Source organism: Streptomyces collinus (assembly GCF_031348265.1).
GTDB lineage: Bacteria > Actinomycetota > Actinomycetes > Streptomycetales > Streptomycetaceae > Streptomyces > Streptomyces collinus.
This window is the reverse complement of record NZ_CP133771.1, coordinates 8,213,748-8,239,385: the sequence shown is the minus strand read 5'-3', so window position 1 is coordinate 8,239,385 and position 25,638 is coordinate 8,213,748. Positions and strand designations below refer to the sequence as shown.

Here is a 25,638-nt window from a genome sequence, read left to right as displayed (position 1 = left end):
AATTCAAAGACATATGTCAATCGAACATGCTCAAATTCATTCGTTAGAGGGTAACTTGCAGGGCGGGGAGCGGCGTTGAGTCGTAGCCCCTCCCACGCACGGAGCAGGCTGGAGGCGATCTCGTCGTGCGGCAGGAACCTGCACCGCTCACCCGGCACCTGCGCGTCCGCCAGGAACGTGGGCACACGGTGCTGGAGTTCCGCGGCGAGATCGACCTCGCCGCGGCCACGGAGATCGCACCGCATCTGGACCGGGAGACGGACCGCCCCGCCGCCCGCGTCGTGATCGACCTCAGCGGGATCGACTTCTTCGACTGCTCCGGACTGCGGCTGCTGTACCGGGCCCGCAGCCGGGTGCTGGACCGGCGGGGACACGTGCTGCTCGTCTGCGCGCACCCGCTCACGCTGCGCGTCCTGCGGATCACCGGCCTGTCCCGGATCCTGCCTCCGCAGCCGACGCTGGACGCCGCACTGGAGCAGCCGGAGGCGACCTCCCGCCCGTGACGGGTGTGCGCCCCGCGTGCTTCCGCCGAGGCCGTTGCCTCTTCAACTCGGCGGTCTGGCGTGGGTTGTGGCGGGCATCCGGACAGTAGGAAGGAGGGCCGTCGCATGACGACTCCCGTCAAGCGCCTCCCCAGGCGCATGCCCGGCTGGGCGAAAGTGGTGGCCGCGCTCGTGCTGGTGCTCGTGGTGTTCTTCGCGGGGCTCCGGCTGAGCGTGATCCCGGGTCTGAAGGACCTGTTCGGCACCGAGACGCACGACCGGTCCGGCCCCGCGCTGCTGAAGTCCATCCAGGACATCAGCCGTTACGACGCCGCTTCCGGCAACTTCCAGGTCGTCGTCGACCTGGAGAAGGACGCCAAGCTGCTGCCCGACGCCATCCGCGGCACCCGCACCCTGTACGTCGGTGCGGGCACCGTCGACGCCTATGTCGACCTGGGCAAGATCGGCGAGAACGACGTGAAGGTCAACGGCGACCGCACGTCCGCCACGCTCCGGCTGCCCCACGCCCGGCTGGGCAAGCCCGCGCTCGACCCCGACCGCTCCTACGCGGTCTCCAAGCAGCGCGGTCTCTTCGACCGCCTCGGCGACCTCTTCTCGGACAACCCCAACGGCGAACAGGCCGTGCAGAAGCTCGCGGTGCGGCACATCGGCGACGCGGCGAAGGAGAGCGAGCTGACCGCACGCGCCGAGTCCAACACCACCGGCATGCTCGAAGGCCTGCTGCGCTCCCTGGGCTTCGAGGAGGTGCGCGTCACGTACGGGAGCTGACCGGCTTCCGTACACGGCGTGATCCCGCCGGGAGTGCTCCGGCAGAACGCGGGAAACGGAGGGTGGGAGCGATCACCTGCCGCGGTCTCCGGCCATGCCGCCGGGGATCGTGGCCGGGAACCGACCCCCACGGCATCGTCGGCCCGACCGGGGGTAACCGCCGTGTCACGCAGGGAAGTCCAAGACTGGAGGACCGAATGGCCAGTGCAGCCTCACGTCCCCGGACCGCCGGGTCCGGGAGCGAGCGACGCCCGCTCCCGTTGCCCCTCCGGCTGCTGGCGACGCTGTGCGCGTTCGCGTTCATGGTCGCCTTCGCCGTGGTGCTGGCCCGGCTGACCCTGCAGCCCTCGCCCGCCTCGGAGGCGCTGACTCACAGCAACCTGACGCCGGGCAACTCCCTGAAGGCCTACCTCGACCAGCCCGAACTGCGCGACGCGGTCAAGCAGATCGGCGGCAACATCCTGCTGGGCCTTCCCTTCGGCGTCCTCGTGCCGGTGGTCGCCCCGCGCACCCGCGGCATCCTGCGCGTGCTGCTCCTGACCGCGACCGTGATGCTCCTGGTGGAGTTCGCGCAGGGCGCGCTGGTCACCGGCCGCGCCTTCGACATCGACGACGTGATCCTCAACACGACGGGCGCACTCATCGGTTACCTGCTCCTGGGGCGCCGCCTCAGCAGGGCCGTCCACGCACGCAGGCCCCGCCGGGGCCGGGCGGGAGACAAGCCACCGGCCGGCAAGGCGTAGGGCGCGTCACGCCTCACGCCTAGTGCACGGTCCAGGTGAACTTGTCTCCACCCACCCACCGGACCACGTCCGGGTCGTCCATGTCGTGCACGGTGATGCCGAACGCGGCCGCGGCCGACAGCACGTCGGTGACGGCCCGGGCCTCCCCGACCACCTGGCCGTCGATCTGCACGATCCGGAACGGCGGTGTGCCCGGTTGCACCCCGAGCACCAGGATCCGCGGGTGGGATATGTACGGGCTCGCGCTTTCGGTCATGCATCGAGCGTAGAACGCAACCGGCGGCGGCGCGGGTTCAGGGACGGCGCCAGTCGTCACCGGTGAGGTGCGAACCGGCCTGCGGACCCATCCGGAGCATGCCGCCGTCGACGCTCCAGGACGCGCCGGTGACGTACGAGGCCTCCGGGCCGGCGAGGAAGGCGACGACGGCGGCGACCTCGCGGGCGTCTCCTGGCCGGCCGAGCGGGATGCCCGGGCGGCTCTCGGTGTGCGGGTCGGTGTCCTCCTGCCCGGTCATGGGCGTGGCGATCTCGCCCGGGGCGACGGCGTTGACGGTGATGTGGTGCTCGGCCAGTTCGAGCGCCATGACCTGGGTGAGCAGCCCGAGGCCGCCCTTGGCGGCGCAGTAGGGGGCGGCGCCCACCCGCGGCTGGTGCTCGTGCACGGACGTGACGTTGATGATCCGGCCCCCCTCACCGTGGTCGATCATGTGCCGGGCCGCCTTCTGTCCGCACAGGAACGGCCCGACGAGATCGACGTCCAGGACCTCGCGCACGTCCGACAGCTCCAGGTCCAGGTAGGGCGTCATGGTGCCGGTCCCGGCGTTGTTGACCAGCACGTCGATGCGGCCGAGCCGCTCGCACAGGTCGTCGACGGTGTCGGCGGCGTCGGGCAGCCGGGTGAGGTCCATCCGGGCGACCTCGGCCCGCTGCCCGTGCGCGCGCACCTCGTCGGCCGTCTCCTGGGCGCCCTTGCGGTCGCTGTGATAGGTGATGCCGACGTCCATGCCCGCCCGCGCCAGGTGTACGGCGGTGGCGCGGCCGATGCCGGAGTCGGCGCCGGTGATCACGGCGACCTTGCTGGGGGACGCGCTGGGGGCGGACATGACGAGCCTCCTCGTCGGCGGGGCCGGGACGAGGCATCGCAGTACCCGGGGGGGACGCGGGGCAAACCGTCCGCCCGTCGTGCGGCCCGCGGGGCGCTGGGGAACCCTTGAGGTGGAGGTGGCGATGGACCCCGTCGAGGCACTGGACCGGATCGCCTTCCTGCTGGAGCGGTCCCTGGCACCCACCTACCGCGTGCGCGCCTTCCGCACGGCGGCCCGGGTGCTGAAGGACCTGGGCGGGGACGAGGTGCGCCGGCGGGCGGCGGACGGCTCGCTGGAGAAGCTCAAGGGGGTCGGCCCGAAGACCGCGCAGGTGGTGCGGGAGGCGCTGGCCGGCCAGGTGCCCGGCTATCTGGCGAAGCTGGAGGGCGAGGCGCACGAGCAGCCGGCCGTGCGGGGCGGGGAGAAGCTGCGGGCGCTGCTGCGCGGTGACTGCCATCTGCACTCCGACTGGTCGGACGGCGGCAGCCCGATCGAGGAGATGGGCCGGGCCGCCGCGGACCTGGGCCACGAGTGGGCGGCGCTGACCGATCACTCGCCGCGGCTGACGGTCGCCTGGGGCCTGTCGCCCGAGCGGCTGCGGGAGCAGCTGGACGTGGTGGCGGAGCTGAACGAGACCTGGGCGCCGTTCCGGCTGCTGACCGGCATCGAGTGCGACATCCACGAGGACGGCTCGCTCGACCAGGAGCCGGAGCTGCTGGACCGGCTCGACGTGGTGGTGGTGTCGGTGCACTCCAAGCTGCGCATGGACGCCCGGTCGATGACCCGGCGGATGGTGGCCGCCGTACGCGATCCGCACGCGGACGTGCTCGGGCACTGCACGGGACGGCTGGTGACCGGGCGGGGGCGGCCGGAGTCGGAGTTCGACGCGGACGAGGTGTTCGCGGCGCTCGCCGAGACCGGCACGGCCCTGGAGATCAACAGCAGGCCGGAGCGGCTGGACCCGCCGCGGCGGTTGCTGCGCCGGGCGGTGGACGCGGGGGTGCTGTTCGCCGTCGACACCGACGCGCACGCGCCCGGGCAGCTGGACTGGCAGATCAACGGGTGCGCGCGGGCGGAGGAGTGCGGGGTGCCGCCCGAGCGCGTGGTGACCACCTGGTCCCTCGACGAACTGCTGGCCTGGACCCGGGAGCGGCGGCTGCCCTCCGGCGTGGCGGGCGGCTGACGTGGTACCCGCGCGGCCTCGGAGGAAGGGACTGCACCTATGGAAAGCTCGGGACGGGCGGCCGTGTTCGACGTCGACGGCACGCTGGTCGACACCAACCATCTGCACGTCGTGGCCTGGTGGGAGGCCTTCCGGCAGGCGGGCCACGACGTGCCGATGCACGCCGTTCACCGGGCCGTGGGCCTGCCGTCGACCGACCTGGTCGCCCATCTGCTGGGCGAGGACCGGGACACGGACCAGGACGCCGACATCAGCGCCGGGCACAAGGCGCTGTACGGGCAGTACTTCGACCGGCTGCCCCCGCTGCCGGAGGCCGGGGCGCTGCTGCGGCGGCTGCACCGGGACGGCTGGACGGTGGTGCTCGCCACCTCGGCGGGCGGCGCGGAGCTGAGCGCGCTGCGCCGGGCCATCGACGCGGACGAGGCCATCAGCGCCACGGCGAGCGCCGACGACGTCGACCAGGGCAAGCCCGCCCCCGAGCCGGTCGAGCACGCCCTGGAGCTGGTGGGGGTGCCGGCGGAGCGGGCGGTGTTCGTCGGCGACACCGTGTGGGACATGCGGGCGGGCAGCCGGGCCGGAGTGCGCTGCGTGGGCGTCCTGTGCGGCGGCATCCCGCGCGCCGACCTGGAGGAGTCCGGAGCGGACGCGGTCTACGCGGACCCCGCCCACCTCCTGTCCGCCCTCGGCGACGGAGCGCTCGCATGAGAAGGCGTGAAACCGCCGGTCAAGCGGATACCCACAGCGCATGACGCGTGTGATGAATGCGGTACGGCGGACGGCGGGAGCCCTCCGCGGGCGGAAGGACAGGGACAGAAGCACGGGGGCGGGCACGGGTGGCCGGTTCCGGGGAGCACCGACGGCTCAGGGGCGGATGCGCAGCCTGGAGCAGGGAGAGCGCACCGTACGGCCGGTGGATGCCGTGCGGCGCGACGCGCGGGGCGCCTGGAACGCCGTGCGAGCTGCCTGGCGGGGGCCCGGGCGGGAGCGGGATCTGGTCGTCCAGTCGCTGAAGGCGGCCGGGGCGGCGGTGCTGGCGTGGCTGGTGGGCGGCGTCTGGATGGGCGACCCGCTGGCGCTGATGGCGCCCTGGGTGGCGCTGGTGCTGGTGCAGGCCACGGTGTTCAGCTCCCTCGTGCAGGGCGCGCGGCAGTTCGGGGCGATCTGCGTCGGCACCCTGCTGGCCTCGGCGGCGCAGGCGGTCACCGACGACACGACCGGCGCGCTCGCCCTGTCGGTGCCGGTGCTGATGCTGCTGGCGAACTGGCCCCGCTTCGGCGACCAGGGCATCTACGCGGCGACGACGGCCCTGTTCACCATCTCCTCGGGCATGGTGAGCCTGTCCGCCGTCGGGCACCGGGTGGGGCAGGCCGCGATCGGCGCGGTGATCGGCGTCGCCGTCAACGCGCTCGTCCTGCCGCCGATCCACCTGCGCGACGTACGCGCGAACCTGGCGGCGCTCGCCCGGGAGACGGGGGAGGTGCTGCACACCGTCGCCGGTGACCTGCGCGAGGGCGAGTGGGACGGGCAGACCGCTGCCGGCTGGGTCAGCGCCTCGGGCCGGCTGGACCACCGTCTGCAGGCGCTGCGCTCGGCGCGCCGCTGGAGCCAGGAGAGCCTGCGCCTGACCTACGCCCCGCTGCGCGCCCTGCACCGCGTGCCGCACGCGGGCGCCCTGCCGGCGGTGGACGAGGACGAGCGGCTCGGCCGGGTCACCGGGCACGTCGCCACGCTCACCCGGGCCCTCGCGGTGTCCGTGGACGACAACCGGACGCCCGCCCCGCCCGAGGGCCCGGCCCTGCGCTCGTACGCGCGGCTGCTGGAGCTGATCGGGGACGCCCTGTGCGCCGAGGCCGACAGTCTGCTCGACGGCAGCGTGAACGCCCGGCCGGACGACGAGACGGAGAAGGCGATGCGGGAGCTGCACGAGGAGTTGCAGGAGAACCTGCGCCGGCACGCCGGGGAGGGGGCCGCCCACACGGCCGTCCTGGGCACGCTGCTGCTCCAGGCGGAGAACCTCTGGGCGGAAACCGTCCCGGGCGACCAGGAGGACTGACGCGGCTCCCGTCCGCCGTAGTGCTTTCGGCGCCCCCGGGTACTCGGTCACCTCCCGGGGGACCGCGGCCGAGAGGAGCACGAGGTGAGCAGCGCAACGGGCATGAGGATCGTGGTCACGGGTGCCACCGGCAACGTGGGCACCAGTGTGGTGCGTCTGCTGTCGGAGGACCCGGAGGTCGCCTCCGTGCTGGGCCTGGCCCGGCGGATCCCCGACTGGTCGCCGCCGAAGACGGACTGGGCCGCCGTCGATCTGGCGTCCGAGGGGGCCGGTCTGGTGGAGCGGTTCACGGACGCGGACGCGGTGGTCCATCTGGCGTGGGCGTTCCAGCCGACGCACGACCCGGCCGCGACGTGGCGCACCAATGTGCTCGGCAGCATGCGGGTCTTCGAGGCGGCGGCCGCGGCGGGCGTGCCGGCGCTGGTGCACGCCTCGTCGGTCGGCGCGTACTCCCCCGGCCCGAAGGACGAGGCGGTGGACGAGTCGTGGCCGACGCACGGCTGGCCGGACGCCGCGTACTGCCGGGAGAAGGCCTATCTGGAGCGGGCGCTGGACACGTTCGAGCGGGACCGCCCCGAGACGCGGGTGGTGCGGATGCGGCCGGCCTTCCTGTTCCGGCGGGAGTCGGCGAGCGAGCAGCGCCGCATCTTCGGAGGCCGCTTTCTGCCCGGACCTCTGGCCCGCCCGGAGCTGCTGCCCTTCCTGCCGGACATCCCGGGGCTGCGGATGCAGGCGCTGCACACGGACGACGCGGCGAACGCGTACCGGCTGGCGCTGCGGTCGGAGGTCCGGGGCGCGTTCAACCTGGCGGCCGATCCGCCGGTCGACGCGCGGCTGCTGGGCGAGATGTTCGACGCGCGTCCGGTGCGGCTGCCGCGCGGCGCGGCCCGGTCGGCGGTCGCCGCCGCCTGGGGCCTGCATCTGCTGCCCGCCTCCCCGCACCTGTTCGACGCGGTGCTGCGACTGCCGCTGATGGACTGCACGCGGGCGCGAGCGGAACTCGGCTGGCGGCCGGAGCACACGGCGCCGGAGGTACTGGAGGAGTTCCTGCTGGGCCTCCAGCAGGGCGCGGGGGCGCCGACGGAACCGCTGCGGGGACGCAAGGTGGGCTGACCCCGACGAGCCGCACGGGGACGCCGGGCGGGCTGACCCGGACGGGCCGCGCGAGCGGGCCCGGACATGCCCGAGGGCCGCAGCCGACCCCCACAGCCGGCTGCGGCCCTCGGTGGGATGCCCTCCTCAGGCGGAGGGCTCGTCCGGCACCGGGTGCTCGGGGTGAACATTTCCCGAGTGCGGTGCTCCCTGCCGGCCTGTCCCCGCTTCGTCCGTGTCGGGGACGTCACCGGCGGGCTCGTCGGTCTCGTCGTCGCTGTGCTGCTTGCCGTCCTCGCCGGTGCCCGTGAAGCGCGGGGCGACCTCCCACGGGTCCTCGCCGTCGTCGGCCTGCTGGTCCGGCATGTCCCGCGGGATGGCGTCACCGTTCTCGCCGGGTCCTTCGAGGCGGTGGTCGGTCACGGCGTGCTCCCTTCTGTGGTCCGGGCGCCACGCGAGTACCTCCGCGGTGATCGGCGAAACCTCAGCGCGGGGTCCGCTCCTGGAGCGCCGTGCGCCAGGCCGGGAGCGGGCACTCCGGCGCCGGGTCGGGGCGCCGCCCGCCGCGTGCGAAGAAGTCGGCGAGCGGCAGGATCGCGGCACCGACCGTGACCGCGTCGGGCCCGAGCCGCCCCAGCTCGACGGTCACCTTTCCGGCGGGGTGGCGCAGCGCGTACGACATGGCGTGGCGGCGTACGGCGGGCAGGAAGCGGGCGCCGAGCGCCAGGCCGGCCCAGCCGCCGATGAGGATGCGCTCGGGCTGGAAGAGGTTGATCAGGTCGGACAGGCCCGCGCCCAGGTACTCGGCGGTCTCCTCCAGGACGGCCAGCGCGACGGGGTCGGCCGCGACGCCCTCGGGCGGGTGGGCGGCGGCGAGCATCGTGGTGAGGGCGGTCTCCTCGTCGGTGCCGTCGGGGGCCCGGCCGCCTTCCTCCCGCCAGCGGGCGAGCAGCGACTCGGCGCCCGCGTAGGCCTCCAGGCAGCCGAGCGCCCCGCACCGGCAGCGGCGGCCCCGGACCCGTACGGTCAGATGCCCCCATTCGACGGCGCGGCCCTGCTCCACGTCCGGGGTGACGAGGCTGGCGCCGACGCCGGAGCCGAACAGGACGACGACGGCGTTGCGGGCGCCGCGTCCGGCGCCGAACCACATCTCGGCCTGGCCCAGCGTCTTGGCGCCGTTGTCGATGGAGTACGGGACGGTGTCCGGCAGCGGGGAACCGGCGCGGAGCAGGGCCTCCAGCGGGACGGCGTCCCAGCCGATGGTCTGCCCGTGCACGAGCGCGCCGCGGTCGGGGGTGCGCTCGACGATGCCGGGGACGCCGATGCCGACGCCGAGGAGCCGCTCGGGCGCGAGACCCGCGGTGTCCAGCACCTCGGCGATGCCCTGGCGGATGTGGCCGACGATGACCTCGACCTCGTACCGCTGCGGGGTGAGCGGGTGCTCCGCGCGGGCGAGTTCGGTGAGGGTGAGGTCGAACAGCTCGACGCGGACCCGGGTCTCGCCGACGTCGACGCCGATCATGTGGCCGCTGCCGGGTGCGACGCGCAGCAGGGTGCGGGGGCGGCCGCCGTCGGAGTCGACGCTTCCGGCCTCCTCGACCAGTCCGTCGGCGACCAGGTCGGCGACGACGTTGCTGACGGATCCGGAACTCAGGCCGGTCGCAGGGCCGAGTTCGAAGCGGCTGAGCGGGCCGTCGAAGTAGAGCCGTTGCAGCACGGCCGTGCGGTTGGCCCGCCTGAGATCGCGTACCGTGCGCCCGTTCCCCGCCGCCATGAGGCTCCCTTCGCATCCCCTGTCCGACCTGCAACATACCGTCCGGTCCGGGCGTGGCGCGCCCTTCCCCCACCCCTTATTTCATGATGTGAGCTAACCGGTGGGCCCGGCGGCCTCCGCGATCTCGTCCAGGGCCGCGAGGAGTTCCGGGGCGACCCTCTCCTGCACCCAGCGCTCCTGCTCCTCGCCGGCCCGGCGGGGAATCGTCTCGGTCAGCATGATCAGGTACAGATAGGCGCGGTACAGGGCGAGGCGCAGACGGGCCGGTGTGCCGAAGCGGGCCCGTCCGCCGGCCTCCCGGTACCCGGCCAGGAACTCCTCGTCGTTCCTGATGTCGCCCAGCAGCGCCAGGGACACGAAGTCGGCGAGGGGGTCGCCCCAGAACATGCGCTCCCCGTCGATGAGCCCCCCGATACGGGCCTCTCCCTCCGGGCGGTCGACGAGGATGTTGCCCCGCCACAGGTCGAAGTGGACCAGGCACGGGACGGTGACCTCGTCGAGCGCGCCGTACGCGGACGCGGCGGTCCGGGCCACCTCGTCGACGGGACGGGGCAGCCGGGCGCCGTAGCGCCGGGCGTCGTCCAGGACGGCGTCGATCATCCCCGTGAACGCCGTCCGCCAGTCGGGGCAGAGCGGGCCGAGGGCGCCGGAGGGGTAGCCGAAGCCGGGGCCCGTCACGCGGTGCAGCCGGGCCACCTGGCGTCCCAGCTCCGTCCGCAGGGATGCGCGCTCGGCGTCGGTGAGCGTGCCGTCCCACGGGTCGCCCGGGCAGGCCGTCATCAGCAGGAAGCCGTCGCCCATGGACACCAGCTGCGGTGCGGTGACCTCGACGCGGGCGGCCGAGCGGTAGAACTCGGCCTCCGAGACCAGCAGTTCACGCTCGTGCCGCAGGCCGGGGACGACCGCGGGGGGCGGGACCTTCAGCACGTAGCGGCTGCCGTCGGTCAGGCGCAGTTCCTCGACGGTGTTGTACGTGCCGCCGGTCATGGGGGCGAGGTGGGCGAGGCGGCCGGGGTCCAGACCCGCCTCCTGAAGGACGTGCCGGGCCCGTTCCCAGGAGTCCACCACCGTGTGCCCACCCCTCCCCCTGTGTCCGCGGTCAGCCGGCGGCGTACACGTCCTCGGTGTAACGCCCGTCCGCGATCAGCCCGTCGAGCCACTGCTCGGCGGCCCTCTCGTCGGCGCCCGGTGTGTGCTTCCGGAACAGCGTACGGAACGCCTCCCGCACCCCGGGCGCCATCCGCGAACCGTCTCCGCAGACGTACACCCGCGCTCCGGCGTCCAGCAGGCCCCAGACCTCCTCGGCCTCGGCGGCGATCCGGTGCTGCACGAACCGCACCTCGCCCTCGGGGGTCTCGCTGAACGCGGGGCGCAGACAGACGGCTCCGGCGGTTTCGGCGGCGCGCAGCTCCGCGGCGTGCAGGAAGTCCGCGTCGGGGGCGTCGCAGCCGAAGTAGCACAGGGCCGGGGCGAGTTCGGCGCCCGCCGCGACGGCCGCCGTACGGTCGGCGATGACACCGCGGAACGGGGCGAGGCCGGTGCCCGCCGCGACCATGACGACCGGTGCCGGGTCGCCGGTGACGTCGATGCGGAAGGCCTCCCGGCACGGCTGCACGCGCGCGTACAGCGTGTCACCGGGTTCCACGGTGGCCAGGTGTCCGGAGCCTGTGCCGCGGTAGATGCCCTTGCCGGAGCGGGCGGGTGCCTCCAGCAGCGAGACCATCAGGTCCACGTGGCCGGGGTCGACGGCCGGCGAGGAGGAGACGGAGTAGTGGCGCGGGCGCAGCGGGGTGAGGAGGTCGAGGAGCCGCGGCCAGTCCAGGGCGCCGCGCAGCGCCGGGTGGTCCTCCAGGATCTCCACGAGGGTGCGCGGGTCGTCGGTGAGGGTGGCCAGGGCCGTGCGCTCCGGCGGGCACGGGTTGGCGGCGGCGAGCGCGGCCAGCTGCCCGGCGCTGGGGCGCTCCTGCAGCTCCACGTGGTGGGCGAGGAGCTGCCGTACCGTCACGGGCCGGTCGACGGCGATGCCGTCGCGGCGCGGGCGGGTGGCGCGGATGTCGAGGACGGTGTCGGGGTCGGCGCCGAGCGCGGCGGCGGCGCGGGTGACGAGGTCCGGGGCGTTGGCGGGCAGCACGGTGAGGTGGTCGGCCGTGCGGTAGGTGACGCCGTCGGGCAGCGCCACACGGACGAACCGCTTGCGGCGCGGGTGGCCGGGCGCGGTGAGGTCGCGGGCCTCGGTGACGCGCATGGGGACGAGGCCGTGCCGGTCGGCGAGGGCGTCCAGCGGGCCGCCGGTCAGGGTGCGGACCTCGTAGGCGGTGGCAGGCTCAAAGTCCTGGGTGGTGGCGTCCGGGTCGCCGTAGCGCTCCAGGAGGGCGGTGCGCAGGGCGGCCGTGAAGGCGCGGACGGTGCCGGTGAGGTCGCCGGAGGCGTCGACCGCGGCACGCTCCAGCAGCCGGGCGGCGCCGGACGCGGCGAGTCGCTCGTCGATGCGGGTGGGGACGTGCTGGTAGGTGGCGGCCCAGTTGCGGTCGCCGACGCCGAGGACGGCGTACGTCACGCCGGACAGGTCGTGGCTCTCCTCCAGCCGGGCGGCGAAGGCGGTGGCGTCGTCGGTGGGGCGGCCGTTGTAGGAGGCGGCGGTGATGACGACGGGCCGGTCGGCGGGCAGGCCGCCCGCGTAGGTGTCGAGGGGTGCCACCTCGGTGGCGCAGCCGATCGCGGCGGCCTCGTCGGCGAGTTGTGCGGCGAAGTCGCGGCAGGTGCCGTAGTTGCTGCCGTGCAGGAACAGGGCGGCGGTGCCGGGGCGGACGCGGGTGGGCAGGCCCTGCGGCTCGGGCGACTCGGCGTCCTTGGCGGGGGCGGCTCCGGGCAGCGGCGTGTGGACGCGGTCGGCGGAGGTGCGCGGCGCGAGCGCGAGGGTGAAGCCCTCGGGCTTGAGGGTGAGGGTCTCCTTGACCGTGAGCCGGTAGTCGGCGTGGTCGCGCAGCCGGTAGCGGTGGACGAGCATGGCCAGCAGCATGGTCGCCTCGTGCAGCGCGAACTGCCGTCCGATGCAGGCCCGCTCGCCGGTGCCGAACGGCTTGAAGGCGTGCACCGGCCGCTCGGCCTCCGCCTCGGGCGTGAAGCGGGAGGGGTCGAACAGCTCGGGGTTGTCGCCCCACACGGGCTGCCGGTGCAGCATCGGCGCGAGGACCAGGGCGGACTGTCCGGCGCGCAGCGGGATGCGCCCGCCGAGCAGGGTGTCCTCGCGGGCCTGCCGGGAGAACACGGCGGCCGTGGGCCAGAGCCGCAGGGCCTCGTTGAGCACCTGGCGGGTGTAGGTGAGCCTGCCGACCTCGTCGTACGTGGGCTCGGGGTCGGTCTGGTCGCCCCACAGCTCGTCGGCCTCGCGCTGCACCAGCTGGAGGGCGGTGGGGTGCTTGGCGAGGTAGTACAGCGCGAAGGACATGGCGCCGGAGGTGGTCTCGTGGCCGGCGATCAGGAAGGTGATGACCTGGTTGCGGATGTTGGCGGTGTCGAGTGTGGTGCCGTCGGCCGGGTGCTCGGCGGTGAGCATCAGCCCGAGGAGGTCGTCGGCGTCGCTCTGGTCGGTGCCGGTGCGCGCGGCGATGACGTCGTCGACGACCCGGGCGAGATAGGCGGAGTCGTCGCGGAAGGCCGCGTCCTGCGCCGAGTAGTCCTGGCCGGGGACACGTGCCAGGCGGGTCATGCTCCACTCCAGGCAGCGGACCATCGACTCGACGAAGGGGTGCGGCTCGGCCCGCTCGAAGGAGCCGAAGTCGTAGCCGAACCCGGTGAGTCCGATGGTGTCGAGCGTCATGCGGGTCATGTCGTCGGGGACGTTCACCGGCCGTCCGGCGCGGGCGTCGCGGTCCCAGGACGCGATGAGCCGGCGGGCCACCTTCAGCATCACGGGGTGGTAGGTGCGCATCGAGCCCAGCGCGAAGGCGGGCATCAGGATGTCGTGCGCCTTGGCCCAGTTGGGCTCGTCGTTGTACGCGGTGAACAGGCCGTCGGCGGCGAACTCCCGGACGTTCTCCAGACCGGGCCCGATGTGCTTGGCGAACCGCTGCTCGTCCGCGAGGTCGGCCACGAGGTCCAGGTCGCCCACGAACAGGGTGTCCCGCCCGTACAGCCGACGCACGAACACGGGCCCGTGCTCGCGCATCAGGTCCATGGCCTGCTGGACGGGCGCACCGCCGGGCCCGGTGGCGGAGATGTCGGCGACGGGGACGCCCGGGAGGGCGTCGGCGGTCGGGGGGTTCTGTCCGGTGGGGGGCATGACGCGGCAACTGCCTTTCGCGGTACGGAAGTACTGCGCTCCAGCGTGATCCACCGGGCCCGGGGGGCGGCGCCGTGGCCCTACATGATTGTGTAGGGGGAGCAGACGTGCCGCTCTTGCGCGGGGGCGGCCCGGCATGGCAGGAGAGGCTCGTGGACCTGGCCCGGCAGGAGGCCGTGACGTGGCGCAACCGCGCCCTGCTGCTGTTCGACCGGATCGCGATGCCGGTCGCGGTGTGCGACGTCTACGGGGCGGTACTGCTGGCCAATCCGGCCATGGCCGCGGAGTGCGGTACGACGCCGGGGCGGCTGCGCGGCCGTGACGTGCTGGAGCTGTTCAGCCCGCGCGAGGCCACCCAGGTGGAGCGCATCGCGCAGGCGCTGCGCCTGCGCCACCGGTCGCGCTACCAGGTGTCGGTGCGCTGGCGGGCCCCGGGCGGTGTGGAGCGCTACGGCGAACTGACGGCGGATCCGGTCAGCGACACGGTGGAGGACACCCCCGCGCTGCTGGTGATGCTCCGGGTGGACGCCGAACGCGCCCCCTCCCCCGCCGCACCCGCTCCGGGGGCGCCGGTCACCTCGATGGAGGCCCGGATCCTGGCGCTTCTGGCCGCCGGCGCCACCACGGCCCGGGCAGCCCGGGAGACGGCCCTCACCACGGACGGGGTGACCTACCATCTGCGCCGCCTGTCGTCCCGCTGGGGCGCGTCCAACCGCACGGAACTGGTGGCCCGGGCGTACGCGCTGGGGGTGCTGGCCCCCGGAGTGTGGCCGCCGGGCGTCCCGGACGACGAGGCCTGACGGAAATCCGGTCGCCTCCCCGCGCCGAGGCTGTCTACCCTGACCTGGCCCACAAACCTAGGACCCCTAGGTTTCGCGACGACACCTCCCAGGAGCCCTCCCGTGCAGCCCCTCACCGAACAGGACATCCGCGCCTCCTTCATCAACTGCTCGAAGGGCGAGGCCAAGCGCCTGGCCGTGCCCCGGGACCTCGACGCGCGCCCCTGGGACGATCTCGACTTCCTCGGGTGGCGTGATCCGGGGGCGCCCGACCGGAGCTATCTGGTGACCGGGCGGGCGGGGCGGCTCGTCGGCGTGTCGATGCGGTTCCAGGCCGCGCAGCGCGGGTTCCTGCACCGCAGCATGTGCTCGCTGTGCCTGACGACCCACCCGCGGGGCGGGGTCTCGCTGATGACCGCCCGCAAGGCCGGGGCGGCCGGGCGTGAGGGCAACTCCGTCGGGGCGTACATGTGCACCGACCTCGCCTGTTCCCTGTACGTACGCGGGAAGAAGCCGCTGGAGACCGGATCCCGGTTCGAGGAGAGCCTCACCGTGGAGGAGCAGATCGCGCGGACCACGGGCCATCTGGCCGCCTTCCTCGACAAGGTGTACGCCTGAGCCCCTCGGTCGCCCGTGGTCTGCCCCGGCACTAACGTCCTTCGTGAGCGTCCTTCACGGACGTGTTCGACGGATGCGTTCGATGCGCCGGGGAAGGGGAACAGCCCGAGGATGCGAGAGGTACGTGCGTGGACGGCGCAGGCCGGGCGGATCGTCAGGAAGCGCCGTGATCCCGTGGTCGTCCAGACGCTGCGGTCCGCGACCGCGGCGACGATCGCCTACGTCATCGCGCTGCGCCTGAGCCCCGAGGCGGCGCCCCTCACCGCTCCCCTGACGGCCCTTCTGGTCGTCCAGGTGACGCTGTACGCCACGCTCACCAACGGCTTCCGGCGGGTGAACGCCGTGGTGACCGGCGTTCTCCTCGCCATCGCGTTCAGCCTGCTGGTGGGCCTGACCTGGTGGAGCCTGGCGCTGCTCCTGGTGGCCTCGCTGGCCGTGGGGCGGCTGGTCCGGGTGGAGGAGTACGTACCCGAGGTCGCGATCAGCGCGATGCTCGTCCTCGGCGTCACCAGCGTCGGGGACACCGCCTGGGCCCGGGTGGTGGAGACGCTGATCGGGGCGGTCGTCGGTCTCGCCTGCAACCTGCTGCTGGCTCCGCCGGTGTGGGTGGAGGAGGCGGGCGAGTCGATCGGGGACCTGGCCCGGCGGCTGCGGCAGCTGATGCTGCGCATGGGCGAGGAGGCCGCCGGCGGCACGCCCGTGGACCGCGCGGAGAAGCAGCTGCACGAGGCGCGCCGTCTGGACCACGACATCGTCGAGGTGGACGCGGCCCTCCGCCAGGCCGAGGACAGCCTGCGGCTCAACCCGCGCGTGCAGGACAGCGTGCTGCACCGGGTGGTGCTGCGCACCGGCCTGGACACCCTGGAGATCTGCACGGTCGTCCTGCGGGTCCTCGCCCGCTCCCTCACCGACCTCGCGAAGGAACGCCAACCCGAGCCGCTGTTCGAGGCCGAGACGGGCGCCGCCCTGGAGCAGCTGCTGTCCGAGATCGCCGACGCCGTGGTGAGCTTCGCCGTGCTGGTGACCACCCACCTCAGCACGAGCGCCGAGTCGGCGGAGGAGCGTCTCGCCGCGGAACTGCGCACCGCGGCGGGCACCCGCGACAAACTGGCCCTGCTGCTCCGCGAGGAGGCCGAGCGGACGCCCGGGCACTGGCAGCTGCCGGGAGCCGTCCTGACGGAGGTCAACCGCATCCTCGACGAACTCGACACCGAGCACCGCACCCGGCGTCTGTTCGAGGAACTGGACCGTGTGTCGCGCGAGCAGCGCGCCCGGATGCCCCGTCTGACGCGGCTGCGGGAGCGGCTGGGCGTCACGGAACAGATGTGGCGGAACCGCGCGGGGTTCGGCGGGCGTTCTCGCTGAGGGGTCCTTTCCCTATGAGCGACCGATCAGGTCGCTCATAGGGAAAGGACCCCTGAGGGGAACGCCGGCAGGGGGCCGGCACCTGAGGCGAGGAGCGGGCCGATGACTGAGACGAGCGTGCGGATCGACGGGAACACACTGCGGCTGCCGGGCGGGGTCGCCGTGCGGTTCATCCGTACCCTGCGCCTGCCGGAGACCGGCACCCATCCCCTGCCCCCGGGACTCGGCGAGTTCCCGGTGCGGCGGGTCGCGGACTACGGGGACAGGGTTCCCGAGGCGTGGCGGGCGCGCGGCGGTGTGATGCTGCCGGTGTATCTGCGCGAGGCGATGTGGCTGAGCTTCGCGGGCACCTCGGAACCGGCCGCGCTCCAGGTCGGCGTCGGCAAGGTGTGCGCGGTCTCGGGCCGGCCCTGGAGCGGCCGTCTTGCCCGCGGCCCGCAGAACTACGTGGTGCTCCCCCGCCAGCCCTGGCTGGACGGCATCAACTCCGGCACGGGCACGGTCCGGCAGTTCGTGGCCGTCCCGCTCGGCCTGGGCGCCACCGTGGAGGGGCAGGTCACGGGCGAGGAGGTGTGGGGCGGGGTCCAGCTTCAGTCCTTCGCGCTGAACGACGGGGAGCTGGCGCGGTGGCGTGCGGAGGAGCGGGAGCGGGCGGAGCGGCAGCGGTCGATGCAGCCGCCGAGTGGGTACGGCGCGGCGATGCCCATGGCGGCACCGCCCGTCTCGGCCGGCTTCGGCGCCCCGATGCCCATGGCGGCACCGCCCGCGCCCGGTTCGGTTCCGGCGCCGGCCGCGGGAGCAGCTCCGGCGAGCGCGCCCCGTGCCGCCGCGGCGATGGGTCTGGGCGTCGGCGGATCCCTGCGGCAGGAGGTCTACCAGGACGACCGGCCGCTGACGGACTGGTCGGAACGGCCCGCGGGCCGGGTCTTCGTCCACCTGGTGACTCCCCCGGAGTGGCGCCGCATCACCGGCGAGGCCGCACCGCCGTCGCCGGTCGACCGGGCCGCGTACACCCGGGCGGGCCTGCCCTGGTTCGACTACTACGACGAGGACGCGCAGGACGTGGCCCCCACCGGCACCCTCCAGTCCGTGAAGCCGGTCGGCGACTGGCTCGGCGATGACCACGAGCCCTGGCAGCCGCCCACGCCGGGGCAGACTCATCAGCTCAAGGACGCCCCGGGCAAACCGGTCGAGGACGGGGACTGGTAGGCGGCCGGGGCCCTGCCGTTGTTGCACTCGGCGGCCCGGAAACGTCAGGGTGGCTGTCACGACGGGGACGAGTGACGACCTGAGGGGCGACATGGACAGTGGTGGCTGGAGCAGGCGCCGGTTCGTCGGCGCACTGGCGGGCGGGGCCGCCGCGGCGGCGCTGCCGGCCTGTGACAACGCACCCGCACCGGCGACGACTCCGGCCCCCGAGCCCGCGGCGGGGACGAGCGCGTCGCGGGAGGCCCGCCGCCCCTCCGGGCCCCGTCCGCTGTACCTCGGCACCTACACGTCCGTCGAGGGCGGCGGCAAGGGCATCGGCCTGGCCACGTACGACGCGGCGACGGGCCGGATCACCGGCAGCGGCACCATCACCGGCGTCGGTGACCCGTCGTATCTCGCGCTCCACCCGGACCGCCGCACGCTGTACGCCGTGGACGAGCGCGACAACGGTGCCGTGACCGCCGTCCGGCTGGCCGACCGGAAGGTCCTGGGCAGCCGGGGGACGGGCGGGGCGGCCCCCTGCCACCTGTCGGTGCATCCGGGCGGGCGCTGGCTGCTCAGCGCGAACTACGGGTCGGGCAGTGTGGCCGTGCATCCCATCGACGCCTCGGGCGCCCTGGGCGAGCGCACCGGCCTCGTCCGGCACACCGTTCCGCCACCCGGCCCGGGCCAGGAGGGCCCGCACGCCCACCAGTTCGTCACGAGCCCGGACGGGGGCCATGTCCTCGCCGTCGATCTGGGGACCGACACCGTCTACACGTACCGGCTCGACGACAAGGCCGGCACGCTCACCGAGGTCGCGCAGGCGCGGACCCGGCCGGGCGCGGGGCCGCGGCACCTCACGTTCCACCCGGGCGGCCGGTACGCGTACCTCGCCAACGAGGTCGACAACACGGTGGCGGTCTGCTCGTACGACCCGGCCTCCGGCCGGGTGGAGGTCGGCGAGGCGCAGTCCACGGGTACGGGCTCGGGCACGAACTACCCGGCGCAGATCCTGGTGACCGCCGACGGCCGCCACGCCTTTCTCGCCAACCGGGGCCACAACAGCCTCACCCGCTACGCCGTCGAGGCGGACGGCGCCCGGCTCAGGCTGCTCGGCACGGTGCCGGTGGGCGGGGACTTCCCACGGCAGATCGCCTTCTCGCCGGACGGCACGCTGCTGTTCGCGGCGAATCAGAAGTCCTCCACCGTCACCGTCTTCCACGTGGACGGGGCCGACGGCGGACTGCGGCGCGCGGGCGAAGCGTTCCCCTCACCCGTCGCCGTCTGTGCGCTGCCGCTGTAGGGCCCGCGGGCACGACGCGGCACTGGCCTGGCCGAGCAGGATGTGCATGCGCTCGGTGAGCTGTGCGACGTCGTCGGCGGGCGCGTGGAAGGCGAGGCGTACGTCGCCGTGGGCACGGGCGCGTTCGATGCGCAGCGTCAGCCCGTGCCGGTCGACGGCGAGGGGCTGGACGCGGACCGCGCCGTGCAGGCTGTCGGAGTCGACGAGCCGGGTGAGCCGCTCGACCGCGTCGGCGTGGCAGTCGGCGAGGTGGGTCAGCAGCCGGGCCTCGGCCGTGGTGAGCGGGTCGGGCGCGGCGGCGGCGAACTCGCCGAGGTCCACGACCACGGAGCCGGACGGCTGCCGCAGCACGACACGCGTGGGCGTGAAGGCGAGCCGCTCGCCCTCGACGGCGAACCAGCCCGCGAGCCACAGCCGGGCGCGGATCCGGTTGCGGACCGGGACGGGCGCGACGTCGGCGAACTCCAGCACCGCGGACGGCTCGCCGCGGGGCGCGCAGATCGCGGCCGCGAGCAGGGCGCTGTCCTCGGGCACGTCCACGTACACGCGGCCGTCCTCGCCCACGGTGTGCGCGCCGACCAGTTCCTCCTTCGTGCCCTCCGCGGTCACGGCGCAGGACCACGCGGCGGCGAGCACCGAGCGCGCCCGTTCCGCCGCGGCGGGAGCCGCCGTCCAGCTGTGGCTGTCGTCACCCATCCCAGACCTCCTTAGGTAAGCCTCACCTAACCTATCGAAGATCGGAGTGCACGCCAACCACGTCACGCGGTCTTTGCAAGAGCTTTCAGACAGTGAGGACGCCCAGCAGGGCGCGTGCGCACAGCTCACGCACCTGCGCCCGGCCCAACTCCGTGCCGCGCAGCCACTCCAGACAGACGGCCGTGGTGAACGCCAGCCAGCCGCGCACGGCCAGCCGGATCTCCGGCCGCTCCTCGAAGGCAGGGCCGAACTCGGGGTCCGCGGCCAGCGCGGCGAGGATCTGCCGCTCCTGCGCGGCCAGGGCCCGCTGGTAGACCCGCCGCACCGCCTGGTCCCCGGCCGCGTCGGCGCGGTGGAAGGCCCGATAGCCGTGCGCGTGCGCCTGGACGTACTCCAGGAACGCCTCAAGGCCTGCCGCGAGTTGCTCGCGTACCGGCACGCCGGGCACCGCCGCCGTCATGCGCAGCATGCGCTCGCTCTCGCGCTCGACGACCGCCGCGAAGAAGTCCCGTTTGGTCGGGAAGTAGTGGTACAGCAGCCCGCGCGACACCCCCGCGATCTCGGCGACCTGCTCGATCCACACGTCGTCGTAGGGGCTCTCCGAGAACAGCCGCGCCCCGACCGACAGGAGCTGCTCCCGGCGCTCCTCGGTACTGAGCCGGCGGCGCGTGCGCCCGCCCTGGTTCGCGGCCATGCCCGCACTTTACTTGACGTCGGTTCAACAACGGGACCAGACTGAAGCGCGCTATTGAACCCACGTACAACACGTGCGAACCCGCCGCCGGATCAAGGGAGATCGCGTCATGACCCAGGCGCCGATACGGACCGGGGAGCCCAAGGGGTTCCGCAGCGCCGAGCTGGGATGGCCGGAGCTGGACCGCATTCCGCATCCGCCGCGCAGGGTCCCGCTGCTCGGTGACGTGCTCGGCGTGAACCGGAGCACCCCCGTGCAGGAGTCGATGCGCTACGCCCGCCGGCTGGGACCGGTCTTCCGTCGGAAGGCGTTCGGCAAGGAATTCGTGTTCGTCTGGGGTGCCCGGCAGGCGGCCGACCTCGCTGACGAGTCGCGGTTCGCCAAACACGTGGGGCTCGGCGTGGCCAACCTGCGGCCGGTCGCCGGGGACGGCCTGTTCACCGCGTACAACCACGAGCCCAACTGGCAGCTGGCCCACGACGTGCTCGCGCCGGGGTTCAGCCGCGACGCCATGGCGGGTTACCACCCGATGATGCTGTCGGTCGCGCAGCGGCTGACGGAGCACTGGGACCGGGCGGCGGCCGCGGGCCGGGCGGTGGACGTGCCCGGCGACATGACCAAGCTGACCCTGGAGACGATCGCGCGCACCGGCTTCGGGCACGACTTCGGTTCGTTCGAGCGCTCCCGGCCGCATCCCTTCGTGACGGCGATGGTGGGCACGCTGACCTACGCGCAGCGGCTCAACACCGTGCCCTTCCCGCTGGCCCCGCTGCTGCTGCGGAGCGCGAGCCGGCGCAACGAGGCCGACATCGCCCACCTCAACCACACGGTCGACGAACTGGTCCGGGCCCGGCGCGCCATCGGCGGCGGCGACGGCGATCTGCTCGACCGCATGCTGGAGACGACCCACCCCGACACCGGGGAACGGCTGTCGCCCCAGAACGTCCGCCGCCAGGTCATCACGTTCCTCGTCGCCGGACACGAGACGACCTCCGGCGCGCTCTCCTTCGCCCTGCACTACCTCGCCCGCCACCCCGAGATCGCCGCCCGGGCCCGCGCCGAGGTGGACCGGGTGTGGGGAGACACGGCGGAACCCGCCTATGAGCAGGTGGCCCGGCTGCGCTACGTCCGCCGGGTGCTGGACGAGTCGCTGCGGCTGTGGCCCACGGCGCCCGCGTTCTCCCGGCAGGCCCGGCAGGACACGGTGCTGGCCGGGGAGCATCCCATGCGGCCCGGGGCGTGGGCGCTGGTGCTGACGCCGATGCTGCACCGGGACCCCGACGCGTGGGGCCCGGACGCCGAGCGGTTCGACCCCGACCGCTTCGACGCACAGGCCGTACGGTCCCGGCCTGCGCACACCTTCAAGCCGTTCGGGACGGGCGCCCGGGCATGCATCGGGCGCCAGTTCGCGCTGCACGAGGCCACCCTGGTGCTCGGGCTGCTGCTGCGGCGCTACGAGCTGCGGGCCGACCCGGCCTACCGGCTGCGCGTGACGGAACGGCTGACGCTGATGCCGGAGGGCCTGCGGCTGCGCCCGGAGCGCCGCGCGCCGGTGCGGGAGCCGGGGTCAGACCTGCGCCGTCCAGTGCCCGGGACGGGCGACTGACCCGGGCAGCCGGGTCCCGGCACTCCCCCGCGCCGCGTTCAGCTGCGGCTGGGTGAGGAAGAACGCGCCGGTCAGATCGGCGTCCGTGAGGTCCGCGTCGCGCAGGTCGGCGCCGATCAGGTCGGCGCCCCGCAGGTCCGCGCCGGTGAGGTCGGCGGCGATGAGGTAGGCGCCGCGGAGGCTGGCACCGCGCAGGTCGGCGCCCCTGAGCCGGGCACCCATGAGGTCAGCGCCCCGGCGGTCCTTCTTGCGGCCCTTGGTGCCGGCCCTGGCCAGCTCGCTCGTCCTGAGCAGCAGGACGTTGACCTCCTGGCGGTGCGCCGCCACGTCGAGCCCGGCGAGTTCCCCGGGTGTTCCGGCGGTGAGCTCCCGGGTCTTCCGCAGGGCCTCGTCCAGCTCGGCGCGAAGGGGACGGGCCGCCGGCAGGGCGAGCGCCTCGGTCAGGTACCACAGCAGCTCGTGCAGCTGCCTGACCACCGGGAACACCTCGAACATGCGGCGGGCGTCCTCCCGCGGCCCGGTGCGCCAGTCCCGCCCGCCGAAGGTGACCTGCGAGACCTGCTGCCCGGCGCCGAAGCAGTCGTAGACCGTGCAGCCGGTGAATCCTTTCTGCCGGAGCCGGGCGTGGATGCCGCAGCGGTGGTCCTCCCGGAGGTTGCGGCAGGGCGTGCCGGCGGCCTTGTCCACCGCGAAGTCGGCCGAGGCGGCGAAGGGCAGGGCGACGCAGCACAGCCCGAAGCACGATTCGCAGTCGCCGCGCAGGTCCGCCTGCTCGGCCTGGTGTTCTCCCATGCCGTTCAGCATACGGAACGACAACTGACGGGCGCGTTCCGGTCACACCGCCGGTCGGGGCACCTCCAGACGTTCCAGCCGCGCGGGGTCGGCCAGGATGTACATGTCCGTGATGCGGCCGTCGACGATCGTGACGCCCATGACCGACTGGACGCGGCCCCTGTGCGCGTTGACCATTCCTACCGAGCCGTTGACCAGGACCAGCTCCGCGGCCTGCGTGAACGGGGCGAACATGAGCGCCTGCTCCGCCACCGCCTTCGCGCCCTGGACCACCTTGGAGGCGGCCGCGCCCCGCACGAGCGCGCCCGAGTCGGCCCGCAGCAGCACATCCGGGTGCAGTACGGCCACCAGCGCCTCGAAGTCCCCGGCGCGCGAAGCGGCCAGGAAGGCGTCGAGCACCTGCTTCTGCCGGCCGAGGTCCGGCTCGGCCGACGGGGTGGCACCGCGCACCCGGCGCCGGGCGCGGCTCGCGAGCTGCCGGGTCGCGGCCGGGTTGCGCTCCACGATCGGCGCGATGTCGTCGAACGGCACGGCGAACATGTCGTGCAGCACGAACGTGAGCCGCTCGTCGGGCGTCAGGTTCTCCAGGACGACGAGCAGGGCCAGGCCCACGGAGTCGGCCTGGAGCACCTCCTCTGCCGGATCGATGCGGGACAGGGGCCGGAGCACCGGGTCCGGGACGTAGGCCCGCGCGGTGTCCTGGGTGTCGCCCATCGGCTCCTCGCGGCGGGCGGTGCGCGAGCGCAGCATGTCCAGGCAGATTCGGCCGGTCACCGTGGTCAGCCAGCCGCCGAGGTTCTGGATGTCGTCCGTGTCGGTGCGGCTGAGCTTGAGCCAGGCCTCCTGGACGGCGTCCTCCGCCTCGGAGAGCGATCCGAGCATGCGGTAGGCCACCGCCTTGAGGTGTCCTCGGTGTTCCTCGAACCGGTGCGCCAGTTCCTCGTCCCCTGTCATGGTCTCCCCCGTCGTCTGTCGGTCAGCCGCTGGTCATCTGCTGAACAGTTCGAACGCCACCGCGGGGCGGCCGCCGAACCGCTCCCCCGTCCTTTCCGCGTGCTGCGCCAGGAATCCGCGCACGTACGTCTCCGGGTCCTCGTCGGTCAACACCTCGATGTAGCTGCGGTGTTCCAGCAGGGAGGCCACCGCGCGCTCCATGCCGGCCGTCGCGTCGACGGCGTGGGTGGGGGTGCTGGAGCCCGCGACCGCGACCCAGCGCACGCCGTCCCAGGGGTCGAGGCCCCGCTCGACGAGGTCGGGGAAGATCCACCGGTTGCCGGCGTCGCCGGCCGCGTCGAGCACGGCCCGGCCGACGGCCACGTGGTCCGGGGTGTTCCAGGCGACGCCGCCCCACGTGTCGCGGTGGTTGAGCGTGATGACCAGCTCGGGCCTGTGCCGGCGGATGGCGGCGGCGATGTCGCGGCGCAGGGCGGTGCCGTACTCGATGACGCCGTCCTCGTGGTCGAGGAACTCCACCTCCGACACGCCGACCACCGCCGCGCTCGCCCGCTGCTCCCGCTCGCGCAGCGGCCCGCACCGCGCCGGTTCGATGGTGTCGATGCCCGCCTCGCCCCGGGTCGCGAGGACGTAGGCGACCTCCCGGCCCTCGTCGGTCCAGGCCGCGATCGCCGCCGAGCAGCCGTACTCCAGGTCGTCCGGGTGTGCCACGACCGCGAGGGCACGCCGCCAGTCGCCGGGCATGGGCTGCAGTTGAGTGGTCGTCATGTCCGCAGACTAGTCCGCGGCACCGACATCAACGGGCGTACGGCGCGGCATCACGCCTCGTCCCGCACGAGGGCCAGCAGCCGGTCGAGGACGCGGGGGCCGCCGGTGCGGATGCCGTCGTGCTCGAACTCGTCCGTGATCCAGGTGCGCAGCCCCCGGATCGTGCGGGCGGTGCGCAGGGAGTGGGCCGTGTCGACGTACATGTCGTCGTGGTAGACGGCCGCCACGACCGGTACCTCGTTGGCGGCGAGGCGGGCCGGGTCGTACAGGGGCGTCCAGTCGGTGCGGGCGGCGAGCAGGTCGGCCGTCTCGCGCAGCGGGCGCAGGGCCGGGTCGCACTCGAACATCCAGGGGTGAATCGATTCTCCCGTGAAGAGGAGGGGCTCGTCGCCCGCGAGCGCCTTGGCGGCGTCGAACTGCGGGAACTCGGCGCGGACCCGCTCGGCCGACCAGTCGGTGGGCCGGGCGTCCTGGCCGTAGATCGACTCGTGGATCAGGGCGTACAGCGGGTGGCGGGCGTAGGAGAGCATGGCCTGCGCCTGCTCCAGGAACGCGTCGGAGAGCGTGAAGCCCTGCGGGGTGCGGACGAAGGCGTTCTCCAGGAGGTAGTGCAGCCGGTGGGTGCCGTCGCCGGTGCCGAGGACGATACCGAGGGACTGGAAGGCCTCGACGGTGAGCCGGTAGCCGTTGGCCAGGACCACGTCGTGGTGCAGCAGGTGGTCGGCGATACGGCGGGCGCGTTCGGCGTCCCGCGGGTAGCGGGCGTAGTGGGCGCTGACCTTGCGTTCGATACGCGGGAAGGCAGCCCGGTAGACGTCGTCGGCGTGGGCGTCCAGGGCGGGCAGACCGCCGGTGATCACGGCCGTCGCCAGGCCCTCGGGGGCGAGGGAGAGGTAGCTGGTCACGCAGAAGCCGCCGAAGCTCTGGCCGAGGACGGTCCAGGGGGCGCCGCCGGTGACCTCGGCGCGGATGGCCTCGCAGTCGCGGACGATCGCGTCGGCGCGGAAGTGCGTGAGGTAGCCGGCCTGCTCGGCGGGGCCGCCGCGCAGCGGGAGTGTCTGGCGGTTGGCGGGTGTGCTGTGGCCGGTGCCGCGCTGGTCGAGGAGGAGGACGCGGTATTCCTTCAGGGCCCTGCCGAGCCAGCCCGGCCGGCCGACGGAGCGGTCCGCGCCGAAGCCGGGGCCGCCCTGGAGGTAGAGCAGCCACGGCAGGTCCTGGTGCGTCTTGTCGCTCGCGACGACCTCGCGGGCGTACAGCTCGATCGTCTCGCCGCCGGGGCGGTCGTGGTCGAGGGGGACGGTGAAGCGGCGGTCGGTGAGGACGACTCCGGGCTGGCGGTAGCTGTGGGTCAACAGGGCTCCCGGGACGGACGGATTTTCGGGCCGCGTC

General features: G+C 73.7%; 25 protein-coding genes. 13 read left to right on the top strand and 12 right to left on the bottom strand.

The features are described 5' to 3' along the window. Positions 1 to 125: 125 nt before the first annotated feature. From RFN52_RS37120 to RFN52_RS37110, 3 genes are all read left to right on the top strand, one after another. Positions 126 to 503, top strand: coding sequence for an anti-sigma factor antagonist (locus RFN52_RS37120; protein WP_175436356.1), 378 nt, complete (start codon positions 126 to 128; stop codon positions 501 to 503). Between the two features lie 105 nt (positions 504 to 608). Beyond that, positions 609 to 1,271, top strand: a complete 663-nt coding sequence (locus RFN52_RS37115; protein ID WP_184853311.1) for a DUF4230 domain-containing protein — start codon at positions 609 to 611, stop codon at positions 1,269 to 1,271. 197 nt (positions 1,272 to 1,468) lie between these two features. Beyond that, a complete protein-coding gene (locus tag RFN52_RS37110) occupies positions 1,469 to 2,014 on the top strand; it encodes a VanZ family protein (RefSeq protein WP_184853310.1) in 546 nt (181 codons plus the stop codon). A 19-nt stretch (positions 2,015 to 2,033) separates the two neighbouring features. Here RFN52_RS37110 and RFN52_RS37105 read toward each other — a convergent pair whose 3' ends face one another. Together RFN52_RS37105 and RFN52_RS37100 are read right to left on the bottom strand one after the other, a co-directional pair. After that, on the bottom strand, positions 2,034 to 2,270 hold the full coding sequence (locus RFN52_RS37105) for a hypothetical protein (protein WP_184853309.1): 237 nt from the start codon (positions 2,268 to 2,270) through the stop codon (positions 2,034 to 2,036). Between the two features lie 37 nt (positions 2,271 to 2,307). Then, positions 2,308 to 3,117, bottom strand: a complete 810-nt coding sequence (locus RFN52_RS37100; protein ID WP_184853308.1) for an SDR family oxidoreductase — start codon at positions 3,115 to 3,117, stop codon at positions 2,308 to 2,310. A gap of 124 nt (positions 3,118 to 3,241) precedes the next feature. Between RFN52_RS37100 and RFN52_RS37095 the strand changes: the two genes are divergently transcribed. The 4 genes from RFN52_RS37095 (at position 3,242) to RFN52_RS37080 (ending at position 7,448) form a co-directional block, all read left to right on the top strand. Next, positions 3,242 to 4,282, top strand: coding sequence for a PHP domain-containing protein (locus tag RFN52_RS37095; RefSeq protein WP_184853307.1), 1,041 nt, complete (start codon positions 3,242 to 3,244; stop codon positions 4,280 to 4,282). A gap of 39 nt (positions 4,283 to 4,321) precedes the next feature. Further along, positions 4,322 to 4,987, top strand: a complete 666-nt coding sequence (locus tag RFN52_RS37090) for an HAD family hydrolase (RefSeq protein ID WP_184853306.1) — start codon at positions 4,322 to 4,324, stop codon at positions 4,985 to 4,987. A gap of 166 nt (positions 4,988 to 5,153) precedes the next feature. Then, complete coding sequence (locus RFN52_RS37085) at positions 5,154 to 6,335, top strand: FUSC family protein (RefSeq protein ID WP_229855967.1); 1,182 nt, start codon at positions 5,154 to 5,156, stop codon at positions 6,333 to 6,335. An 84-nt stretch (positions 6,336 to 6,419) separates the two neighbouring features. Further along, a complete protein-coding gene (locus RFN52_RS37080; RefSeq protein ID WP_184853305.1) occupies positions 6,420 to 7,448 on the top strand; it encodes an SDR family oxidoreductase in 1,029 nt (342 codons plus the stop codon). A gap of 126 nt (positions 7,449 to 7,574) precedes the next feature. Here RFN52_RS37080 and RFN52_RS37075 read toward each other — a convergent pair whose 3' ends face one another. The 4 genes from RFN52_RS37075 to RFN52_RS37060 all read right to left on the bottom strand — a co-directional run bounded on the left by RFN52_RS37075 (position 7,575) and on the right by RFN52_RS37060 (position 13,483). Further along, entirely contained in the window at positions 7,575 to 7,850 is a 276-nt protein-coding gene (locus tag RFN52_RS37075; RefSeq protein WP_184853304.1) for a hypothetical protein, read from the bottom strand. Between the two features lie 61 nt (positions 7,851 to 7,911). Further along, complete coding sequence (locus RFN52_RS37070) at positions 7,912 to 9,201, bottom strand: ROK family transcriptional regulator (RefSeq protein WP_184853303.1); 1,290 nt, start codon at positions 9,199 to 9,201, stop codon at positions 7,912 to 7,914. A 93-nt stretch (positions 9,202 to 9,294) separates the two neighbouring features. Then, the gene (locus RFN52_RS37065; protein ID WP_184853302.1) at positions 9,295 to 10,269 is read right to left on the bottom strand and encodes a phosphotransferase family protein; all 975 of its coding nucleotides are present in this window, start codon (positions 10,267 to 10,269) and stop codon (positions 9,295 to 9,297) included. A gap of 31 nt (positions 10,270 to 10,300) precedes the next feature. Continuing rightward, positions 10,301 to 13,483 carry a cytochrome P450 gene (locus RFN52_RS37060; RefSeq protein WP_184853301.1) on the bottom strand — a complete coding sequence of 1,061 codons (3,183 nt, stop codon included), beginning with the start codon at positions 13,481 to 13,483 and terminating at the stop codon, positions 10,301 to 10,303. 221 nt (positions 13,484 to 13,704) lie between these two features. Between RFN52_RS37060 and RFN52_RS37055 the strand changes: the two genes are divergently transcribed. The 5 genes from RFN52_RS37055 to RFN52_RS37035 all read left to right on the top strand — a co-directional run bounded on the left by RFN52_RS37055 (position 13,705) and on the right by RFN52_RS37035 (position 18,739). Next, positions 13,705 to 14,283, top strand: a complete 579-nt coding sequence (locus tag RFN52_RS37055) for a PAS domain S-box protein (protein ID WP_374050231.1) — start codon at positions 13,705 to 13,707, stop codon at positions 14,281 to 14,283. 102 nt (positions 14,284 to 14,385) lie between these two features. Further along, the gene (locus tag RFN52_RS37050) at positions 14,386 to 14,880 is read left to right on the top strand and encodes an FBP domain-containing protein (protein WP_184853300.1); all 495 of its coding nucleotides are present in this window, start codon (positions 14,386 to 14,388) and stop codon (positions 14,878 to 14,880) included. A 111-nt stretch (positions 14,881 to 14,991) separates the two neighbouring features. Then, complete coding sequence (locus tag RFN52_RS37045; RefSeq protein ID WP_184853299.1) at positions 14,992 to 16,245, top strand: FUSC family protein; 1,254 nt, start codon at positions 14,992 to 14,994, stop codon at positions 16,243 to 16,245. 102 nt (positions 16,246 to 16,347) lie between these two features. Continuing rightward, on the top strand, positions 16,348 to 17,454 hold the full coding sequence (locus RFN52_RS37040) for a hypothetical protein (protein WP_184853298.1): 1,107 nt from the start codon (positions 16,348 to 16,350) through the stop codon (positions 17,452 to 17,454). A 91-nt stretch (positions 17,455 to 17,545) separates the two neighbouring features. After that, positions 17,546 to 18,739: a lactonase family protein gene (locus RFN52_RS37035; protein ID WP_184854178.1), complete on the top strand. Its 1,194-nt coding sequence runs from the start codon at positions 17,546 to 17,548 to the stop codon at positions 18,737 to 18,739. Here the strand turns inward: RFN52_RS37035 and RFN52_RS37030 are convergent. Together RFN52_RS37030 and RFN52_RS37025 are read right to left on the bottom strand one after the other, a co-directional pair. Then, a complete protein-coding gene (locus tag RFN52_RS37030; protein ID WP_184853297.1) occupies positions 18,707 to 19,435 on the bottom strand; it encodes a DUF2470 domain-containing protein in 729 nt (242 codons plus the stop codon). The genes RFN52_RS37035 and RFN52_RS37030 overlap by 33 nt on opposite strands. 85 nt (positions 19,436 to 19,520) lie before the next feature. Further along, positions 19,521 to 20,129, bottom strand: coding sequence for a TetR/AcrR family transcriptional regulator (locus RFN52_RS37025; protein ID WP_184853296.1), 609 nt, complete (start codon positions 20,127 to 20,129; stop codon positions 19,521 to 19,523). Between the two features lie 109 nt (positions 20,130 to 20,238). Between RFN52_RS37025 and RFN52_RS37020 the strand changes: the two genes are divergently transcribed. Next, positions 20,239 to 21,735, top strand: a complete 1,497-nt coding sequence (locus RFN52_RS37020; protein ID WP_184853295.1) for a cytochrome P450 — start codon at positions 20,239 to 20,241, stop codon at positions 21,733 to 21,735. On the opposite strand, the gene RFN52_RS37015 is transcribed toward RFN52_RS37020, so the two are convergent. From RFN52_RS37015 to RFN52_RS37000, 4 genes are read right to left on the bottom strand one after another with little or no spacing between them, the layout of a single operon-like run. Next, the gene (locus RFN52_RS37015) at positions 21,697 to 22,539 is read right to left on the bottom strand and encodes a pentapeptide repeat-containing protein (RefSeq protein ID WP_184853294.1); all 843 of its coding nucleotides are present in this window, start codon (positions 22,537 to 22,539) and stop codon (positions 21,697 to 21,699) included. The two genes, RFN52_RS37020 and RFN52_RS37015, sit on opposite strands and share 39 nt — an antisense overlap. A gap of 30 nt (positions 22,540 to 22,569) precedes the next feature. Then, on the bottom strand, positions 22,570 to 23,481 hold the full coding sequence (gene sigJ / locus RFN52_RS37010) for an RNA polymerase sigma factor SigJ (RefSeq protein ID WP_184853293.1): 912 nt from the start codon (positions 23,479 to 23,481) through the stop codon (positions 22,570 to 22,572). Between the two features lie 33 nt (positions 23,482 to 23,514). Then, positions 23,515 to 24,249 carry a PIG-L deacetylase family protein gene (locus tag RFN52_RS37005; RefSeq protein WP_184853292.1) on the bottom strand — a complete coding sequence of 245 codons (735 nt, stop codon included), beginning with the start codon at positions 24,247 to 24,249 and terminating at the stop codon, positions 23,515 to 23,517. A 50-nt stretch (positions 24,250 to 24,299) separates the two neighbouring features. Further along, the gene (locus RFN52_RS37000; protein ID WP_184853291.1) at positions 24,300 to 25,601 is read right to left on the bottom strand and encodes an alpha/beta fold hydrolase; all 1,302 of its coding nucleotides are present in this window, start codon (positions 25,599 to 25,601) and stop codon (positions 24,300 to 24,302) included. Between the last annotated feature and the right edge of the window lie 37 nt (positions 25,602 to 25,638).

Bases quoted from the DNA above. Each gene is read 5' to 3' on its own strand.
- sigJ (WP_184853293.1), bottom strand. From the start codon at position 23,481: ATGACAGGGGACGAGGAACTGGCGCACCGGTTCGAGGAACACCGAGGA.
- RFN52_RS37030 (WP_184853297.1), bottom strand. From the start codon at position 19,435: ATGGGTGACGACAGCCACAGCTGGACGGCGGCTCCCGCCGCGGCGGAA.
- RFN52_RS37015 (WP_184853294.1), bottom strand. From the start codon at position 22,539: ATGCTGAACGGCATGGGAGAACACCAGGCCGAGCAGGCGGACCTGCGC.
- RFN52_RS37085 (WP_229855967.1), top strand. From the start codon at position 5,154: ATGCGCAGCCTGGAGCAGGGAGAGCGCACCGTACGGCCGGTGGATGCC.
- RFN52_RS37115 (WP_184853311.1), top strand. From the start codon at position 609: ATGACGACTCCCGTCAAGCGCCTCCCCAGGCGCATGCCCGGCTGGGCG.
- RFN52_RS37005 (WP_184853292.1), bottom strand. From the start codon at position 24,249: ATGACGACCACTCAACTGCAGCCCATGCCCGGCGACTGGCGGCGTGCC.
- RFN52_RS37040 (WP_184853298.1), top strand. From the start codon at position 16,348: ATGACTGAGACGAGCGTGCGGATCGACGGGAACACACTGCGGCTGCCG.
- RFN52_RS37110 (WP_184853310.1), top strand. From the start codon at position 1,469: ATGGCCAGTGCAGCCTCACGTCCCCGGACCGCCGGGTCCGGGAGCGAG.
- RFN52_RS37060 (WP_184853301.1), bottom strand. From the start codon at position 13,483: ATGCCCCCCACCGGACAGAACCCCCCGACCGCCGACGCCCTCCCGGGC.
- RFN52_RS37055 (WP_374050231.1), top strand. From the start codon at position 13,705: ATGCCGGTCGCGGTGTGCGACGTCTACGGGGCGGTACTGCTGGCCAAT.
- RFN52_RS37105 (WP_184853309.1), bottom strand. From the start codon at position 2,270: ATGACCGAAAGCGCGAGCCCGTACATATCCCACCCGCGGATCCTGGTG.
- RFN52_RS37020 (WP_184853295.1), top strand. From the start codon at position 20,239: ATGACCCAGGCGCCGATACGGACCGGGGAGCCCAAGGGGTTCCGCAGC.
- RFN52_RS37100 (WP_184853308.1), bottom strand. From the start codon at position 3,117: ATGTCCGCCCCCAGCGCGTCCCCCAGCAAGGTCGCCGTGATCACCGGC.
- RFN52_RS37045 (WP_184853299.1), top strand. From the start codon at position 14,992: ATGCGAGAGGTACGTGCGTGGACGGCGCAGGCCGGGCGGATCGTCAGG.
- RFN52_RS37095 (WP_184853307.1), top strand. From the start codon at position 3,242: ATGGACCCCGTCGAGGCACTGGACCGGATCGCCTTCCTGCTGGAGCGG.
- RFN52_RS37070 (WP_184853303.1), bottom strand. From the start codon at position 9,201: ATGGCGGCGGGGAACGGGCGCACGGTACGCGATCTCAGGCGGGCCAAC.
- RFN52_RS37090 (WP_184853306.1), top strand. From the start codon at position 4,322: ATGGAAAGCTCGGGACGGGCGGCCGTGTTCGACGTCGACGGCACGCTG.
- RFN52_RS37025 (WP_184853296.1), bottom strand. From the start codon at position 20,129: ATGGCCGCGAACCAGGGCGGGCGCACGCGCCGCCGGCTCAGTACCGAG.
- RFN52_RS37035 (WP_184854178.1), top strand. From the start codon at position 17,546: ATGGACAGTGGTGGCTGGAGCAGGCGCCGGTTCGTCGGCGCACTGGCG.